At 36.9% G+C, this 17,419-nt stretch carries 16 protein-coding genes and 1 pseudogene; 7 read left to right on the forward strand and 10 right to left on the reverse strand.

Annotation, left to right across the window (positions count from 1 at the left end):
- The first annotated feature begins 2 nt into the window (after window positions 1-2).
- The 4 genes from AC6F34_RS11185 to AC6F34_RS11200 all read left to right on the forward strand — a co-directional run bounded on the left by AC6F34_RS11185 (window position 3) and on the right by AC6F34_RS11200 (window position 4,121).
- The gene (locus AC6F34_RS11185; protein ID WP_500772076.1) at window positions 3-731 is read left to right on the forward strand and encodes a LytR/AlgR family response regulator transcription factor; all 729 of its coding nucleotides are present in this window, start codon (window positions 3-5) and stop codon (window positions 729-731) included.
- 139 nt (window positions 732-870) lie between these two features.
- A complete protein-coding gene (locus AC6F34_RS11190) occupies window positions 871-2,331 on the forward strand; it encodes a carbon starvation CstA family protein (protein ID WP_500772078.1) in 1,461 nt (486 codons plus the stop codon).
- A 59-nt stretch (window positions 2,332-2,390) separates the two neighbouring features.
- Window positions 2,391-3,320, forward strand: a complete 930-nt coding sequence (locus AC6F34_RS11195) for a ketopantoate reductase family protein (RefSeq protein ID WP_500772080.1) — start codon at window positions 2,391-2,393, stop codon at window positions 3,318-3,320.
- Between the two features lie 63 nt (window positions 3,321-3,383).
- Complete coding sequence (locus AC6F34_RS11200; RefSeq protein ID WP_500772082.1) at window positions 3,384-4,121, forward strand: DUF3784 domain-containing protein; 738 nt, start codon at window positions 3,384-3,386, stop codon at window positions 4,119-4,121.
- A 39-nt stretch (window positions 4,122-4,160) separates the two neighbouring features.
- Here AC6F34_RS11200 and AC6F34_RS11205 read toward each other — a convergent pair.
- From AC6F34_RS11205 to AC6F34_RS11225, 5 genes and pseudogenes are all read right to left on the reverse strand, one after another.
- Window positions 4,161-5,517 (reverse strand): annotated as a pseudogene (locus tag AC6F34_RS11205) (IS3 family transposase).
- Window positions 5,518-5,601: 84 nt separating this feature from the next.
- Window positions 5,602-6,891 (reverse strand): MFS transporter, encoded by a 1,290-nt coding sequence (locus tag AC6F34_RS11210; protein ID WP_500772084.1) that lies wholly within the window; start codon window positions 6,889-6,891, stop codon window positions 5,602-5,604.
- A gap of 3 nt (window positions 6,892-6,894) precedes the next feature.
- Entirely contained in the window at window positions 6,895-7,356 is a 462-nt protein-coding gene (locus AC6F34_RS11215; protein ID WP_500772086.1) for an ArsR/SmtB family transcription factor, read from the reverse strand.
- Window positions 7,357-7,536: 180 nt separating this feature from the next.
- The gene (locus AC6F34_RS11220; protein WP_500772088.1) at window positions 7,537-8,406 is read right to left on the reverse strand and encodes a hypothetical protein; all 870 of its coding nucleotides are present in this window, start codon (window positions 8,404-8,406) and stop codon (window positions 7,537-7,539) included.
- Window positions 8,396-8,920, reverse strand: a complete 525-nt coding sequence (locus tag AC6F34_RS11225) for an RNA polymerase sigma factor (protein WP_500772090.1) — start codon at window positions 8,918-8,920, stop codon at window positions 8,396-8,398. The genes AC6F34_RS11220 and AC6F34_RS11225 overlap by 11 nt, the downstream gene beginning before the upstream one ends.
- Before the next feature lie 166 nt (window positions 8,921-9,086).
- Here AC6F34_RS11225 and AC6F34_RS11230 point away from each other — a divergent pair, with 166 nt between their 5' ends.
- From AC6F34_RS11230 to AC6F34_RS11240, 3 genes are all read left to right on the forward strand, one after another.
- Window positions 9,087-10,355 carry an ATP-binding protein gene (locus AC6F34_RS11230; protein WP_500772092.1) on the forward strand — a complete coding sequence of 423 codons (1,269 nt, stop codon included), beginning with the start codon at window positions 9,087-9,089 and terminating at the stop codon, window positions 10,353-10,355.
- Between the two features lie 118 nt (window positions 10,356-10,473).
- On the forward strand, window positions 10,474-11,355 hold the full coding sequence (gene htpX / locus AC6F34_RS11235; RefSeq protein WP_500772094.1) for a protease HtpX: 882 nt from the start codon (window positions 10,474-10,476) through the stop codon (window positions 11,353-11,355).
- A gap of 288 nt (window positions 11,356-11,643) precedes the next feature.
- Complete coding sequence (locus AC6F34_RS11240) at window positions 11,644-12,636, forward strand: DUF3231 family protein (protein ID WP_500772096.1); 993 nt, start codon at window positions 11,644-11,646, stop codon at window positions 12,634-12,636.
- A 90-nt stretch (window positions 12,637-12,726) separates the two neighbouring features.
- On the opposite strand, the gene AC6F34_RS11245 is transcribed toward AC6F34_RS11240, so the two are convergent.
- From AC6F34_RS11245 to AC6F34_RS11265, 5 genes are all read right to left on the reverse strand, one after another.
- Window positions 12,727-13,098, reverse strand: coding sequence for a hypothetical protein (locus AC6F34_RS11245; RefSeq protein ID WP_500772098.1), 372 nt, complete (start codon window positions 13,096-13,098; stop codon window positions 12,727-12,729).
- Window positions 13,099-13,172: 74 nt separating this feature from the next.
- On the reverse strand, window positions 13,173-14,327 hold the full coding sequence (locus tag AC6F34_RS11250; protein ID WP_500772100.1) for a phenylacetate--CoA ligase family protein: 1,155 nt from the start codon (window positions 14,325-14,327) through the stop codon (window positions 13,173-13,175).
- Window positions 14,327-15,115, reverse strand: a complete 789-nt coding sequence (locus tag AC6F34_RS11255) for an ABC transporter ATP-binding protein (protein WP_500772102.1) — start codon at window positions 15,113-15,115, stop codon at window positions 14,327-14,329. The genes AC6F34_RS11250 and AC6F34_RS11255 overlap by 1 nt, the downstream gene beginning before the upstream one ends.
- A gap of 60 nt (window positions 15,116-15,175) precedes the next feature.
- The gene (locus tag AC6F34_RS11260) at window positions 15,176-16,339 is read right to left on the reverse strand and encodes an ABC transporter substrate-binding protein (protein ID WP_500772104.1); all 1,164 of its coding nucleotides are present in this window, start codon (window positions 16,337-16,339) and stop codon (window positions 15,176-15,178) included.
- A gap of 18 nt (window positions 16,340-16,357) precedes the next feature.
- Complete coding sequence (locus tag AC6F34_RS11265) at window positions 16,358-17,419, reverse strand: branched-chain amino acid ABC transporter permease (RefSeq protein WP_500772106.1); 1,062 nt, start codon at window positions 17,417-17,419, stop codon at window positions 16,358-16,360.

The raw sequence follows: 17,419 nt of genomic DNA on the forward strand, positions 1-17,419 counted from the left end.
ATATGACACGAATCAAGGTTTTACTAGCTGATGATGAACCATATAGTAGAGATGAATTAAAGCATCTCATTTCCAAATATGACCGTTATATTCACGTTATTGGTGAAGCAGAACACGGTGAGGAAGCATTGATGAAATGCATGCAATTACAGCCTGATGCGATATTCTTAGACATTGACATGCATCATTTAAATGGACTGGAAGTTGCAAAGCTTGTAAATGATTTGAAAAAGCCTCCTAAAATCATCTTCTCAACAGCATTTCCTGAATTTGCCGTTGAAGCGTTTCGGCATGAAGCTTTTGATTATTTATTAAAACCATTTGATGAAGACCAATTAGCAGAAACGATTCTTCGATTGAAGAGGCAATTCTCTAATTCAATAGGGCATACAGGAAATACAAAGGGTAAACTTGCAATAGAAGTAAACAGTGAGATTCTTTACGTAGATCCGGATGATATTTTATATGTATGCAAAGAAGAGACTTTAACTAAAATTGTAACGAAGAAAGTTGATTATGATATTAAAAACTCTTTAAAAGACTTGGAAAACAGGCTCACTCCGTTTACTTTTTTCAGAATACACAAAAGCTATTTAGTTAACTTAAACTATATTACTCGTCTAACACCATGGTTTAATGGGGCATATCAATTAGAGTTAGATGGAAGAAAGGAAAAACTTTCCGTTAGTAGAAACTATATAAAACAGTTAAGAAATAAACTAGAAATTTAATAATGGAACAATTGTCTTTCAGGCTTCAATTTGTGCATCTTGAGTGATTATTCAGACATCTCAGTTGAGTTTCTCACTCATAAATAACTACGTTTACTATAATGAAAACGTATACAAAGATGAACAAGGGGGAGAAACTATGATTACATTTTTAGCTTCGGTTGTAATACTCATAGTTGCCTACTTTACGTATGGCAAGTTTGTTGAGAGAATCTTTGGTGTAAAACCAAACCGTCCTACACCTGCATATACTCATGCAGATGGTGTAGATTACATTCCAATGAACACAAAAAAGAACTCATTAATTCAATTATTAAATATTGCTGGAACTGGACCAGTATTTGGACCAATTATGGGTGCGCTCTACGGACCAGTTGCTTTCATTTGGATTGTCGTTGGCTGTATCTTTGCTGGGGCCGTTCACGATTACTTAACAGGAATGATCTCGATTCGTAATAAAGGAGCCCACCTTCCTGAGCTTGCTAGTAAATTTTTAGGGAAAATAATGAAGCATGTCGTCAATGCATTCGCTGTTCTTCTATTGCTGTTAGTTGGTACAGTTTTTGTTAGCACACCTGCAAGCTTGCTTCATTTATTAATGGATGGAAAAGTTGCTTTAGGGTTAATCATTGCTGCGATCTTTATTTATTATATTTTAGCAACAATGCTACCAGTTGATAAAATCATCGGGAGATTGTATCCATACTTCGGAGCATTACTTTTGATTAGTGCATTAGGTGTTGGAATCGCCTTGATTGTTACTGGAGCTCCTATACCAGAATTGACTCTGGCTAATTTCCAGAACTTCCACCCTAGTGGAAATGCAATTTTCCCATTGTTATTCTTTACAATTACTTGTGGTGCCCTATCTGGATTCCATGCAACACAAACACCGATTATTTCACGTACAACTCAAAATGAAAACCAAGGTCGTAAAATCTTCTATGGAATGATGATTACAGAAGGTGTTATCGCCATGATATGGGCTGCTGCTGCAATGAGCTTATTCAATGGATATGGCGGCCTAGGAGAGATGTTAGCTGCAGGTGGACCAGGTGCAGTTGTAAGAGAAGTTTCTGTTACATTACTAGGGGCAATTGGTGGAACACTCGCTGTTCTCGGTGTAGTTGTCTTGCCTATTACTTCTGGTGATACAGCATTTAGAAGTGCTCGTATGATCATTGCTGATTATTTTAACATTGCTCAAAGGAAGATTTCTAAGCGTTTCTTAATTGCAATACCATTGTTTGCAGTATCTGTTGTATTAACTCAAATCGATTTTGACATTCTTTGGAGATACTTTAGCTGGGCTAATCAAGCCACTGCTGTAATCGCTTTATTCGTTGGAGCAATGTATTTATACATTGCTAAGAAAAACTACTATATTGCGTTAATACCAGGCTCCTTTATGCTTGTCCTAGTCATAGCATACATCTTAAACGCGCAAATCGGATTCAACCTCCCGATGAACATCGCATGGATTGGTTCAGCAGTTCTTTCAATTGTTCTGATCGTGATATTCTTTATAGCTGGAAATCGGGCAAGAAAGAACAATCTCCCACTTGAGATTGATGTTTCTGATTATCAAAAAACGGCATAATATTTTGGAAGTGCATAGTGATATGCACTTCCATTCCATTTAAAGGAGGTTCATTTAAAATGAAAACATTGGTTCTAGGAGCAGGAGCAGTTGGAGGTTACTTTGGAGGAAGATTAATCGAAGCCGGACAAGACGTTACCTTCCTAGTTCGACAACGACGTAAGGAGCAATTACGAAAAGATGGACTTACAATTAAAAGTATCCATGGAGATTTTCATTGTAACCCAAAGCTTCTTACATCAGGAGAAGAAGCAAGCCCCTTTGATGTGATTTTAATTTCTGTTAAAGCATACCAGTTAACCGACGCTCTAAGCACAATTAAACCGTTTGTTCATGAGCAAACGGTGATCATTCCAATGTTAAATGGAATTGCCCATATAGAGGAAATGAAAAATCATTTTTCAAGTGAGCAAATTTTTGGTGGCCTTTGCTTTATTGAAAGCACGCTCGATCAAAACGGACATATTGTCCAAACAAGTGAAGCACATCGTTTCATATTTGGTCCAACAACAAAATCACAAGAAGTCATGGCACAAAACATACAAGAGAAGTGGCATAGTTCTTTATTCAAGCTCTCCTCTAACATTGAGAAAGATATGTGGTTAAAATACTTTTTCATCGCTACGATGGCAGGCGTTACCTCACTGTTCAGGACACCAATTGGCCCGATTCGTGACAGCGAATTAGGAAATGCATTTATAACAAAAATGAGCAATGAGATATTTACGGTTATGCAACAAGCGTTTCCACCTTTAACAGAAAAGATGAAGATGAAACAATTAGACACACTTTTCGCTGTTAACAGTGAAATGAAAACTTCGCTTCAAAGAGATATGGAGAAAAAACAACAGATTGAAGCTGAACACTTTTTCGGATATTTGCTTCAGTTAGCAAATCAATATGGCATTATCTGTCCAACCATTGAAACCGTTTATACGAATTTAAAAGTATATGAACAAAGTCAGGTAGATCCAGCTGTTAAAGCTTAATCGAAGCGAGTGGTTTCTCCCTTTTCCTCATTCGTTTATAATAGATGAAAAAGGGGGTCAATCATGTCTGGTTTAATTGTCCTTACTATTACACAAGTAGTTATTGCCTTTCTTCTCATTTTATTTGGTTGGGTAATTAAGTATAAAAAACAATATTCATTAATTTCTGGATTCAACACTCGTCCAGAGGAAGAGCAGCAACTTTTGATTGATAAAGGCTATCCACAAAAAACAGCTGCGCTGCTAATTTATACTGGCGTTGGAATGCTTCTATTGCTTCCCTTATCCTTTACCTCCTTTTCATACTCAATGGAGGTTCAGTTTGGCTTCATGATCCTCTTTCTTATTGGAGGGCTGATCTATCTTACAAAATATGAGTTGCCTCAGAAAAGAAAGAAGTCCTACGCCATCAATATAAGTCTCTTCGTCATCATTGTGGGTGGCATCGCCACGATTTCTTTTTTCAGCTACCAAGGATATGAATTGATGATCTCTGATAAAAAATTTGAGATTACGGGCATGTATGGCGATGAATGGGAAACCGAGCAAATCGAGAACATCCAATTGCTCGATGCTATGCCTGAAGTAACAATGAGAACGAATGGAGTTGGCCTACCAACATTGTCTAAAGGAAAATTCAGAGTCGTTGGCCATGAAAATAGTCTACTCTTTATTCAAAACGGTGTCTCACCAATTATCCTCATTGAGTTAAATAACCAGTCAATTTTCATTAACGACAAGGACCCGCTAATAACGGAAGCTTGGTATGAAAGCTTACAAAAGGCAATAAAAGAATCCTAGAAATGAAGTGTCCCCTAAAAGTTAGACACGTTTATCTTATTAGGCAGCGGATTGGGTATGAGTCCGATAATGTATCGGGCTCATACCTTTTAATTTTGCTTTAATTCGTTTGTTGTTAAAGTACTGGATATATTTTTCTAGTTCACGTTTAAAATGTTCTACACTTTCAAATTCTTTAAAATAGAGAAACTCTGATTTCATGATACCAAAGAAATTCTCCATAACGGAATTATCATAACAGTTTCCCTTACGGGACATACTCTGGGTGATTCCTCTTTTTTGTAAAGCCTGACGATATTTCTTCATTTGATAGTGCCAACCTTGATCTGAGTGCATAAGTAGCTGGTGGTCTTCTGGCAACCTTTCTAGTGCTTGTTCAAGCATCTTTGATACGAGAGAGTACGTCGGTCTAGAGCCAATCGTGTATGTGATAATCTCCCCATTGAATAAATCTAATACAGGTGAAAAATAAAGCTTCTCTCCAAATAATTAAAACTCTGTAATATCCCTTACCCATTTCTCATTCGGATGATCCGCTTTAAATTGATGGTCTAAAATATTGGGCGCAATTTTACCTACTGCCCCTTTATATGATTTATACTTTTTTATGCGTACAAGGTATTTTAAACCTAATTCCTTCATGATTCTTTGTACTTTTTTATGATTTACTTTTTTACCATGATTTTCTAATTCATCACGAATTCGACGGTATCCATAACGACCTTCATGTTCGTCAAATATAGCTTTTATTTCGATTTTCAGATCGGAATCTGGATCGGGCTTATCCATTTTTTTATATAATAATAGTATGTACTTCTATGGATCCCCGCTAGCTTCACTAATTCAATCACCGGAAACTCATGCCTTAATTCATAGACTACTTGCGCTTTGTCTTGTTTGGTGATTTTTCCTTGTTTTGAACTAAGGCATTCAACTTTTTTAAATACGCATTTTCCATTTCTATCTGCTTAATACGTGCTTCCAGAGCTTCGACAGATCCTTTGGCTGGTAATTGATTTGTTTGTTTCATAGACTCTTTATTCATGGATAGGGCGCCCTTTCTTTTTGGATTGAAGGGCATCAAATCCTTGTGTTTCAAATTGCCTTTTCCAAACAAGAATTGTGGACGGTGCCGCTATATTAAAGATAGCAGCTGTTTCAACAAAGGACGTACCGTGTTCAATCATATAATTTAGTACGTCTAGTTTAACTGTTGTGTGTAATTTGTATATCGCTTTATAAATGCATCAACACCATTGTATTCGTATTGTTTAACCCATTTAAGAATTGCTTTATGATTAGTTCCTATAGATTTGGCCATTTCATATGAACTCTCATTTCCATTTAAGTAACGACTAATTGCTTGTACTTTGTCTTCTGCAGTAAATTTAGCCATATAAAAACTGCACCTCCAATTGTTAGTTGGTGTCTAACAATTGGGGTGCAGTTCAAAACTTCTCTAGGATTCTTTTAAAAATCACTACGCACGCGCTACTTCTTTTTGTTGCTGATTTGCTACATCCTCTTCGCGAATCGCTTGGATAAAGGTTTTTCTTATTAACTCTCTTGCAACAAGTGCAAATACCCCAGCACCGCAAATGAGTGTTAGTGCCCAAACAGGTACTACTTCTAATAAGGCACCGAAGAGAATAAATCCCAGAGGTGTCATCGCACTTGCCCCTGTTTCAAGCAATGACATGACTCTTCCCTTCACTTCATCTGGTACTTTCTTCTGCATGATGACCATTACTGGTGTATTAATCAGCATGATTGAAGAAGATAAGAGCAGTACAGCAAATATTAAGTAGACGAAAACCAATGTGTTCGATGCACCCATAAATGCTGATACACTTGGCAGCCCGATCAGCATAAGCGCTACAGAAATAATGATCAATCCTGACATAATCGCTTTTGCTTTATTCTTCATTTCTGGCCTAGTAGATAAGTACACCGCGACAACCAACATTCCTACGGAAAAGGCTCCTTCAATAATTCCTAATTGGATGCTGCCCATTTCCTTCACAGTCAGTACTAGATATGGCATCGCGACAGGAAATACTGCAAACCAAAAATTAATCATAATGGCGATGAAAATCAGATTGAAGATAAACTTTTCTTTTCTTACATACGCAAACCCCTCTTTTAAATCCGATATAATGCGTATCTTTTCTTTGCCATCCTTTTTCACTGCAAATAGATTGTACTGGATAAACACGCTTGCAATACCGGAAAGGGTGAAAGCAATAATATTGATGATCATAAAAAATGTAATCTGCTCTGCAAAAAATCCGAAGAATACACCACCAAGTACTGGCCCTAAGATTGTTGAAGTAGAGACAGCTGCTTGGTTTAAAGACATTGCTTGTTGAATATGATTTGGCCCTACCATGTTATAAATCGATGAAGTAACACCAGCGGAGTAAAATGTGTTGAGGGTACTGAGAACGGCTGTTGCAGTGTATAAGACCCAAATCTCTGCGAAGAAGTTGTTAAAAACGATTAAGACAATTGCTAGCCAGACCGCACAGGCGAAGTCAGAAAAGATGATGACTTTTTTCCGATCAATGCGGTCGCAAATAGCTCCAGCAATTGGACCTAATAATACTCTTGGCAAGGCACTTAACAGTAAAGTAATCGCAAAGTTTAAGCTAGACCCTGTTAAGGTTAAAATGTATAAACCGATTGCAAACCCATAAATGGATGATCCTAGAACTGCTGTAAACTTACCAAAAACAAACAAGATCATATTCTTTTTGATTTGAGATTTCATTTTTTATTCCTCCTCAAGTTCAGTCATTTTTAAGAAGACAGAATAATTTTTTCGTTCTCCACTACTATCAATCGATTTTTTCACATATTTAATGATGAGAGCTTCCCATTCCTTTTCAAACTCTTTCTTCTCTTCTTTGGATAAAGAAATTGCTGTACCAGATTGACTTTCAACTTGAATTGTTCCTGGATCTCGTTCATTAATAAAATGAGTTGCTTTTGATCGATAGTACTTTTCAATAATCCCACGAACCTCATTTGTCTTTGTAATTTCTAAAATATCCGCTTGGTACAATTGCTGAATGTGGTAATGAATGCTTCCTGCCGTTTTACCTAATGCATCGGCCACCTGTTTCGCTGTCATCTCCTGCTCAATTAATAAATAGATAATTCTCGAACGCAGTGGACTTGCTAACAACTTTTGTTGCTCTAAATTGATTTTCATTTCTTTTTTTTGAAATTCCATTAGAATAACCTTCTTTCTAATCATCTTTATCATTCTAAAATTATTATATGTTCTAACTTTTTAGAATGCAATATTTTTCTGAATTTTTAGTATTAAATTTTTCTATTACAACAAAAAAAGCTATAGCTCAATTAAGAGCTAACAGCTTTTTAGTTATTTGTATCGTCCAATATAACCTTCTTAGTTATGGTTGAATTTACTAAATATTAAATATCCTGCTTCATATTTAATATCAATCTCCATTCCTCCACTTATAAATGTATTTTCTCCCTCAACTCGTTTCCACTCTGACATTCCTTCAAGCTTATGAATATACTTCGAAAAAGCTGCTTTAGTGCCACCTACCCATTCATATTTCTCATAATCAAATGTTACTTCAATAGGAATTAGATCAACCGGATATGGAAATGAATCATATCCGTGTGAAACATATAATGGTTCTTTAAGCTTATTTGCTTTTTGATTCTCTATCATCAATGTGTACATTCCATGAAAGACTTCCGCGTGTTCTAATTTAGGATAGTCAAATGTAAACCAAAGGAACTTATCTTGCAATGGAATAACGAAATGATACCTTTGTACGACGTCCATCATTTTAACATGCTCAATATTCATTTCCATTGGATATGGAAAACCGTTTATTTCTTCCTTCTCTAACATATAGTCTTTGTCAGATTCCTCTTCTTTTTCTTGTTCAGTGAGAAGTCTTATTGATCCTATTACTTTTCCATCTCGAACGACTTCTATCCCACCTTCCATATCATCACGAAAAAATACATCTTTTAGCTGCCATTGAAAAGAGTCTGCACGTATGTGGAACTCTTCACTCCCATCTGAACCCGAAGTATAATCAGTAGTTCGTAACGTTAATAGCAGTGTAAGAAGCCCGATTGACATAATGATTGTAATAAAAACGAGTGCAGTTTCTTTCCAACGATTATTTTTCTTCTTCTGATACGGTACGAAATCATTTTCTATAGAAGCTTTAAGTCTTGACCTTACATTGTCTTTCACTTTTCGCAAATGATCATTATTCAAATTATGGTCCATTCACTTCGACCTCCTCTGCACGTCTCATTTCTCTCATCGCTTTCATTGCTCTAGATAAAACCTTTCTCACTTTAGTTTCAGTCCACCCTAAAATCTCAGCTGTTTCCTTTGTAGAGTATTCTTCAACCTTACGAAGCACTAACACTGTTCGCTCGTTTGCTTTAAGTTTCCTAACATTTCTAACCATATCTTGTATAGCATTTTTTGTTTCTAGTATTTTTTCAACATCTTCTTTTGCTTGCAGCGATTCCTCTTCTCCTCCAAAAAAAGAGAAGATTTTCTTTTTCCTCCGCCTTCTTATTTCATCAATTACAACAAACCTCGCTATACTTATCAGCCATGTTTTCGGACTAGAGTCATATTTAAATGTATGAAGGTTTGAATATGCTTTTAAAAAAGTATCATGAATCAGATCCTCACAAACTTGGTAATCTCCAATCATATAAATAATAAATCGATATACATCATTAAAATATTCTTCATACCACTGCATGATTATTGCTTCCTTATCCATTCCCCCACCTCGTTGAGCTCAATTATCTATTAGTCGTTAAGAAATTAAAGATGTGACATCCCATTTATTTTTTTCTCCTTATTTACAAATATATCAATTGTTCATATTGTCTAATTTTTTCAAAAGAGATAAAATTTTGGTATCAACATTTGTGAGGGTGAACAAATTGGAGATCACAAGTCATTTAATTTTTAATCTATCCTTACTTATCATTGTCCTATTCTTTTCATTAGTGTGGTCCCAAGAAAACAATAGGTTCTCCTATTCAAAACTAACTTCTTTTATTTGGATTGTCATCATGTTGGTCATTTGCTTTCAATTCTCCTATAGACCGATCGAAAATGTCCAAATCGATTTAAGAATTGTTCCTGTTATTTTAGGGGGACTCTATGTAGGCATTGGACCGATGATAGCCATCGCTATTATCGTCATTCGAGCATTTTATGGAGTTGACTTTGGCTTTTATTTTCAATCCGCTGCCTTTATTATACTAGGAATCATTTTCTATAAATTGTATCCGTACTTTTGGTCCATGAGTTCTCGAAAAAGAATATTATTCATTGTCAGCCTCGTATTAATATGTAATTTCCTATCCGTCACATATTGTGTAATTCTAGATACATCAGTACTTAATCACATTGACCTATGGTTTGGTTATATAGTCATCCCTACATTGGGCGTTTATATGGCTGCTTATATCATTGAATACGCATTAAAAAATGAAAAAATACAACATTCAATGATTATGACAGAAAAGCTAGAGGCTGTTGAGCAAATGGGTGCAGCCATTTCTCATGAAATACGGAATCCTTTAACTGCAGCCATGGGGTTTGTACACTTGCTAAAGGACGCGACCATTTCAAGCAAAAAAAGAACAGAGTATTTAAACATCGTGAATGATGAGTTGGAGTCTGCTGAAAGGGTTATACAGAATTATCTTACATTCTCAAAACCTTCAATGAATTACGTAGAAGAAATACAAGTTAAAACAGAGCTAAATAAGGTGATCAACATTTTACAGCCAACTGCAAATCAAAATTCAGTAAAGATACATACAGATTTTTCTATTATCGGCTCTATTGAAGGGGAAAGACAAAAATTTCATCAATGTTTTTTAAACGTATTAAAAAATTCGATTGAATCAATGCCACGTGGAGGTCATCTTTACATAACAACTGAATATAGTAAATCGCATGTCACGATTATAGTACGGGATACTGGTGTTGGAATGTCACAAGATCAAATCAAGAAGTTAGGAGAACCCTATTATTCAACAAAAGGTGCGAAAGGAACTGGCTTGGGCATGATGGTTGTATTTAGTATCGCAAGAATGATGAAGGGTACTATTCACGTTGAAAGTGAAATTGAAGTCGGTTCTATATTTACTTTCACCTTTCCTACATATAATAAAGCAAGCAAAAATGAACGGTATTGATGTTCGAGTGGTCAAGTACTATATTGAATGAAGGTATCATTTGATAATTGCCCTCATACAACTTATAATAATGTAAAAGAAAAGGTCGTATGACCAGAAAAAAGTGAAGGGTGAGGAAATGGGAAAGCGTATATTTTACTTTCTACTAACGAATGTTCTCGTTTTATTAACAATTAGTATTATCTTTATGGTTACTGGTGCTGGTAACTACCTCGATTCGAATGGCTACATCAACTTTGGTCAATTATTGATTTTCAGTGCCATTATTGGTTTTTCTGGTTCATTTATCTCTCTAGCGATGTCTCGCTGGATGGCAAAAAAAATGATGAACGTTCAAGTGCTCGATCCGAATGGTTCATTATCTCCACACGAGCGAGCTATTGTTGAAAAAGTACACCGTTTATCAAGAGCTGCTGGCCTTACTCATATGCCAGAAGTTGGGATTTATAATTCTCCTGAAGTGAACGCATTCGCAACTGGACCTTCTAAGAAGCGTTCATTAGTTGCTGTTTCAACTGGTCTTCTAACTGAAATGGATGATGACGCGGTTGAAGGAGTTATTGCACACGAGGTTGCCCACGTTGCCAACGGAGATATGGTAACAATGACATTGCTACAAGGTGTTGTTAACACATTTGTTGTCTTCTTATCACGAATTGCTGCCTGGATTGCGTCACGATTCGTAAAAGAAGAAATGGCACCAATTGTTCATTTTATTGCTGTAATCGTATTCCAGATTGTCTTCTCTATTTTAGGAAGTCTTGTCGTATTTGCTTATTCTCGTCATCGTGAGTTCCATGCTGACCGTGGTGGAGCAGACCTTGCAGGAAAAGATAAGATGGTCCATGCTTTAGAAAGCTTAAAATCATACACAAGCCGTATGAGAGATGAGGAAGATACAGCCATTTCTACATTAAAGATCAACAACAAAAAGAAATCGAGCATCTTTTCAACACACCCAGATTTAGACGATCGTATTAGCCGCTTACGAGCTAAATAAAGCATTAAAAAAGTAGACAAAGTCGTATACTGACTTTTGTCTACTTTTTTTAAAACTGAAAAAACCATCAGACAGTCTTCAAAACGCCTGCCAAACTATACACTTAGTAGAGTGAAGACCCCAATAAAACCGATGGATCAAATTGGGACGTATGAGAAACTAGAGAATCCAACTCTTTTGGATTCTCTTTTCTTTAGTAGAGACGTATATTTTTTCAAAAAAAATGCATTGTCCGCTTAAATTGATTAATACTAAAGGAAACTAAGAGACATACTGGAGGATCACCTAATGAAGAAGCCGAAGCTAAATTCAACTGAAGTTGGCGCGTTATGGATGACTTATCAGAAAAAGACACTGATCATTCGTGTACTGGAATTTTTTATTCATTCGACAGATGATATCGTTCAAAAAAAGCTCTTAAGTGGATTACATAAGAAGATGCTGCCTCAAGTAGATAAGATTAGAAAAATCTTCTCAGAAGAAGGTTCAGTCATTCCGGTTGGGTTTACGGAAGCTGATGTGAACTTGCAGGCACCAAAATTATTTGATCGCAACTTTAACATTATGTTTTCACGAATTCTTAAAGAGATCAGCATGGGGATGTATACATTGCATTTAACAATGGCCTACCGTGAGGATATTATTACATTTTACGAAGAACTTTCTAGAATCACTCAACATTTCTATAAAGAATTTACAAGTTACCTTGTTACACATGGAGCGCTTGCTCCACCTGTTTCCATTGAAATGCCCAAATCAGTAGGCTTTATAACAGATGAAAGTTATTTAAAAGGCAACTCACTATTCAAAAGCAAAAAACGACCATTGTCTACAATTGAGTATGCTTATCTCTCCCATTCAATTGAAACGAATGTTGCAGGGCTTGAACTAATGACTGGTTTCGAACAAACTGCCAATAATCCAGATGTCGTCAAATACATGACTCACGGAAAAGAGTTATCAAAAAAAATCATTACTGACATGACTAAATTGCTTCATGAAAATGATATTCAACCTTCGTCGGCTACTAAAGGGACCGTAACGACTTCAAATGTTGCGCCATTTTCCGATAAGTTAATGATGTATTGTACATATTTACTATGTAATTTTAGCATGGGAGCAAACAGCTTTGGCATTGGTTTTAGTCTAAGAAACGATTTACTCGTTAGTTATGGTTTAATTGCAAAAGATGTATATGCCTTTTCTAGAGATGGTTTAAAAATCATGATTGAAAATGGGTGGTATGAAGAACCACCTTCCTTGAATAAACCACACCCTTGATTTGTTACTGCGAAAATCTAAGAGAAGTGTGGATACAATCTTAATAAAAAATCATGTAGGGAACATCTTCAACCCCTACATGATTTTAGCTTAGTCCACTTCTTTTACATAAATAGCATTCGACCACTTAGTTTCTATACAATCAGAAAGGTCCTCTTCTTTTATTAAATCTAATTCAATTGCAGATTTGATTTTATCTTCGTCTGGTACTCTTAATGTGAGCTCTGAGAAATGCAAATGATCTAATTTCTTCACGGTATCCTCAATTCGGTATTTTTCAGATTTTCTCACTTGCCGTTGTAATTTATAATCCTTAATTCGAACTTCCCCTTTTTCATTCTTTCCGACCATATGGTCGAAGTATAAATTAAATGTACTTTTCATCTCATTCATCTCAGAATCTAATGCTTTCTTTTGTTTTGTAAGCTCCATATACCGCTTCATCATTTCCAGTGTAATCATCTGATCAACCCACTCTCCTACATACCAAGCTATACACCATTGTATGGATGTAATTGTTCATTTATGTGGATTTTCTAGCTCTTTCTTTCATCAACTAAGCATTTCTCATCTGCCTTCGCCAAAGAATGAACTGCAAAAACATTTGGCCTTACCCGAATCACATCTTGAATATTTCGAATAAAGTTTGCTGGTAAATCGCCATCTGTTTCCACAAAAACATTAAGCACATCTTGATTGCCTTCATGTGTAACAACTGCCCGGAAGTTGGAATACCCTTGTGATTCAATCGCTTCTCTCAATTGTTTCTCTCTCACAAACATTCCTTTTACCTTTACACCATCACTCACCCGTCCTATTATTCCGACAATGCGTGATCCAACTTCTCCATCTACCCATTGTGATAAATCACCTGTTCCAAAACGAATAAGTGGATAATGATGATCAAATGTCGTCACAACAATCTCCCCGGGTTCATTTTCCACCGGTTCGCCTGTGAGTGGGTGACAGATTTGAATAAAAGCTGAATTTGTTACTTTTAATCCTTGTCCTACTTTGTCTTCATAGGCAATACAGCCACAATCCGCCGTTCCATATCCCTCAAAAGTAGATATGCCCTCTTCTTCACAGCGTTTTCTTAACTCTTTTGAAGTTGGTTCTGCCGTAAAGAACGCTCTTTTGAGATGAATATCCTTACCAATGCGATAGTCTTTAGAATCTATTGTTTCAAGAAGTAGTTGAAAAAAGCTAGGTGTACCAACATATCCTGTTACAGCAAGATCCTTGATTAGCTGCACCTGCAATTCACGATTTCCTGTCCCGGCTGGAATAATTGAAGCACCGATTTCTCTTAGAGCACTATCAAACATAAATCCCGCTGGCGATAAATGATAAGAAAACGTATTTTGCACGAGATCATCAGCCGTAAATCCTGCTGCTCGAAGCGCTTCTGAAAAACGCCAATAATCGTCCACCTTTGGTTCCGGGTCATAAATGGGTCCTGGAGACATGAAGATTCGCCCAAGCTCACTTACTGAATGAGTAAGCATTCGTCCAAATGGCGGTTCATTCTTTTGCATATCTGGCAAATGATCCTTTTGTAAAACAGGAATCCGATTAACATCTGAAATCGTTTTTATATATTCTGGGATAAGCTTTGCCTCATTCATCCGTTTGTAAAAGCTTGGAGAATGGTTGTAAGCATACCGAATGATTTCTTTTACCTTGTCCACTACAACCACCGCTTTCTTCGTTTATACGATTTAATATCTTTGTAACTTTTTCTCCCCTTATCGCCCATCCCTAAGTAAAACTCCCTTACATCTTGATTAGAAAGCAGGCGCTCTACCGTACCATCCATCACAATCCTACCGTTTTCCATAATATAGCCGTAGTCTGCAATTGAAAGAGCAATATTCGCATTTTGCTCCACTACTAAAATTGTTGTACCTTCTTCCTCATTGATTCGTTTAATGATCGAGAAGATTTCTTTTACTAGCAATGGAGCAAGTCCAAGTGAAGGTTCATCAAGCAATAGTACTTTTGGCTTCGCCATGATGCCTCTTCCAATTGCAAGCATCTGCTGCTCTCCGCCTGACAAATACCCCGCTTGATTGCCTTTTAACTCTTCTAACTTCGGAAAGAAATGATACACCTTTTGTAATTCATCCTTTAGATGTTTCCGATCCTTTCTCGTATGTGCACCTGCAATTAAATTTTCCTCTACCGTTAAGTGCTTGAACACCCTTCTACCTTCCATGCATTGAAAAATGCCTCTTTTTACAATTGCTTCGGCATCCTTAGCATCAATACGCTCTCCATAAAGCTCAATATAACCATCTGTCACTTCTCCATTTTCACTTTTTAATAAACCAGAAATGGCTTTTAACGTTGTCGTTTTCCCAGCGCCATTACTTCCTAATAAAGCAACGATTTTCCCTTTTGGCACAACGAGAGACATTCCCTTCAGAACAAGAATAACCTTGTCGTACATAACCTCAACATTATTTAAAGTTAGCAAGAGACTTCTCCTTTCTTGATCACAAATCGATTAAGGGGTGAAAAATCACCCCTCTTCTCATTAATGGCCGATATAATCTGTAAACACTTCAAATTTCCCGTTTTCAACTTTAGCTAGTCGAATTTGATTTGTACCAGCGTGATTATCGACTGAAAAGGATACTGGGGCAGCCAAACCACCAAACTCAAGGTTTTGAATTTTCTCTAATCCTTGTCTAATTCCTTCACCAGTCGTGGGATCATCTGCTAACTTCATTCCCTCAATCATAATTTTCGCGGAAACCCAACCTTGAATGAATTTCTGGTTCTTTTCCTCTAGATTTTCGCCTTTTCCTTCTAAATACGTTTTAATTTCCTCCATGCCTGGTAAATCTTCATAAGGAAATGCATGCGTAATTACACCAATAAATCCTTCTGCTGCATCACCAGCGATTGGAATTAAGCCTTCCCCTGCTGCCCAGTTTAATCCGATAAACTGTGTGTCAATACCAAGCTTCTCCGCATCCTTTAATATCGTAGACGTAGCTCCCCACGTTTGATTGATGATCGCATAGTCAGGGTTTTTCTTTTCCATATTTAATAGTTGAGATGTTGAATCTAATGCACTTAATTCAACAACTTGTTCATCTACTACTTCAATCCCAACTTCTTTAGCAAACTCTTTTATATCCTCAATTGGAGACTTCCCAAATGCTGTGTCATTATAAAGCAACGCTACTGTTGGACTCTCGCCTTGATGATTTTCCTTGATCCACGTTAAGACTGTTCTCGCCTGATCAGAATAGGTAGCTGCTGATAAGAAATTGTATGGACTTTCATCCATATTCTTTAGATTTTCAGAATAAGAAGCCGAGATAAATGGGAGCTTATCTGCCGCCACTTGGGTTCTTAAAGCTTCCGTATCACCAGTTCCCCATCCTAATATGGCAGACACTTTATCTTTTGATTTCAATTTCTGATAAAGCTTTTGTGCCTCTGGAATTTTATACGCATAATCATCACCGATTAATTCGACTTTATGACCATTGATTTCATCATCTTTAATAGAATCAAAATATGCCTTTAATCCTTCTGCATAAGGCGTTCCGACATCTCCAGTCCCACCTGTTAAATCATATAGCCCACCAAACTTAATCGTGTCACTAGTAGAGCCTCCACCTGAACAAGCTACCAAAGTCCCTATAAGCAAGCTTACCATCAAGAACGTTTTTACAATCTTCCCCATATAAATCCCCCTCATTTATTAATATGAAAATGGCCACAGCTTAAAATAGTCTTTAATGTTCTTCCAGATCTTCGCCAACCCTTGAGGTTCATAGATTAAAAACAGAATAATGACCAAACCAAAAGCAACTTCCCTAAGTCCAAGTAAAACAGCTGACAAGTCTGGAAACACGCCGCTTAGTAAATCAATGATTGATCGAAGAAAGACGGGCAATAGTGTAATGAACACTGCTCCATAAATAGAACCAAAAACACTCCCAAGCCCACCAACCAGAATAATCGCAAGGTATTCAATCGATACCGACATGCTGTAAAGCTCTGGGCTAACAACCATTGTATAGTGCCCAAGGAGCGCACCTGCAATGCCAATGAAGAAGGAGCTGACGATAAACGCAAGTACTTTGTATTTAAATAAATCGATGCCCATAACCTCTGCTGCAACATCACGATCTCGTACTGCAATGAAAGCTCTTCCTACACGAGAACGGAATAAATTCAAAGCAAAAATAGTTGTCAAAACTAAGATAATAAACATGAGATAGTAATAACTTCTTTCACTTGCAAACACAAAGCCACCGACCTCTGGCCTTGATAAAACCATTCCAGCTGTTCCCCCAGTTAATGAATCCCATCTAGAAATGACAAAGATAATGATTACCTGTGCTGCAAGTGTTGCTATCGCTAAGTAAAGCCCTTTCAGCCTTAAGGATGGGAGTCCGAAAAGTCCACCAACAACTGCAGTGATGATCCCTGCAACAGGTAAAGCAATCCAAAAGCTCAATCCAAGTGTTGCCGTAAGTATGGCTGAAGTGTACCCACCTACACCGAGAAAAGCACCGACACCGATCGAAATTTGTCCCGTATATCCAGTTAGAATGTTCAGCCCGATTGCCCCAATAGCTGCAATTCCACATAATGTGGCTAAACTAATAATGTAATCAGAGGTTAAGAAAGGAAAAATCGCAAAGAATGCTATGATGATCATGATGCGCAAACGAATTCTAGGAATCTTCCATATCGCCATGTCTTGCTTATAATTGACATGGTATTCCCCGCAATCCATTACAAACGGATTTCTCAT

This window comes from Niallia sp. CD-39, from assembly GCF_059874745.1.

Excerpts from the sequence above, each read along its gene's own strand:
- AC6F34_RS11210 (WP_500772084.1), bottom strand. The coding sequence starts at position 6,891 with ATGAAATCTCAAATCAAAAAGAATATGATCTTGTTTGTTTTTGGTAAG.
- AC6F34_RS11185 (WP_500772076.1), top strand. The coding sequence starts at position 3 with ATGACACGAATCAAGGTTTTACTAGCTGATGATGAACCATATAGTAGA.
- AC6F34_RS11225 (WP_500772090.1), bottom strand. The coding sequence starts at position 8,920 with ATGGATAAGGAAGCAATAATCATGCAGTGGTATGAAGAATATTTTAAT.
- AC6F34_RS11195 (WP_500772080.1), top strand. The coding sequence starts at position 2,391 with ATGAAAACATTGGTTCTAGGAGCAGGAGCAGTTGGAGGTTACTTTGGA.
- AC6F34_RS11220 (WP_500772088.1), bottom strand. The coding sequence starts at position 8,406 with ATGGACCATAATTTGAATAATGATCATTTGCGAAAAGTGAAAGACAAT.
- htpX (WP_500772094.1), top strand. The coding sequence starts at position 10,474 with ATGGGAAAGCGTATATTTTACTTTCTACTAACGAATGTTCTCGTTTTA.
- AC6F34_RS11190 (WP_500772078.1), top strand. The coding sequence starts at position 871 with ATGATTACATTTTTAGCTTCGGTTGTAATACTCATAGTTGCCTACTTT.
- AC6F34_RS11200 (WP_500772082.1), top strand. The coding sequence starts at position 3,384 with ATGTCTGGTTTAATTGTCCTTACTATTACACAAGTAGTTATTGCCTTT.
- AC6F34_RS11240 (WP_500772096.1), top strand. The coding sequence starts at position 11,644 with ATGAAGAAGCCGAAGCTAAATTCAACTGAAGTTGGCGCGTTATGGATG.
- AC6F34_RS11215 (WP_500772086.1), bottom strand. The coding sequence starts at position 7,356 with ATGGAATTTCAAAAAAAAGAAATGAAAATCAATTTAGAGCAACAAAAG.
- AC6F34_RS11265 (WP_500772106.1), bottom strand. The coding sequence starts at position 17,419 with ATGAGAAATCCGTTTGTAATGGATTGCGGGGAATACCATGTCAATTAT.
- AC6F34_RS11260 (WP_500772104.1), bottom strand. The coding sequence starts at position 16,339 with ATGGGGAAGATTGTAAAAACGTTCTTGATGGTAAGCTTGCTTATAGGG.
- AC6F34_RS11245 (WP_500772098.1), bottom strand. The coding sequence starts at position 13,098 with ATGATTACACTGGAAATGATGAAGCGGTATATGGAGCTTACAAAACAA.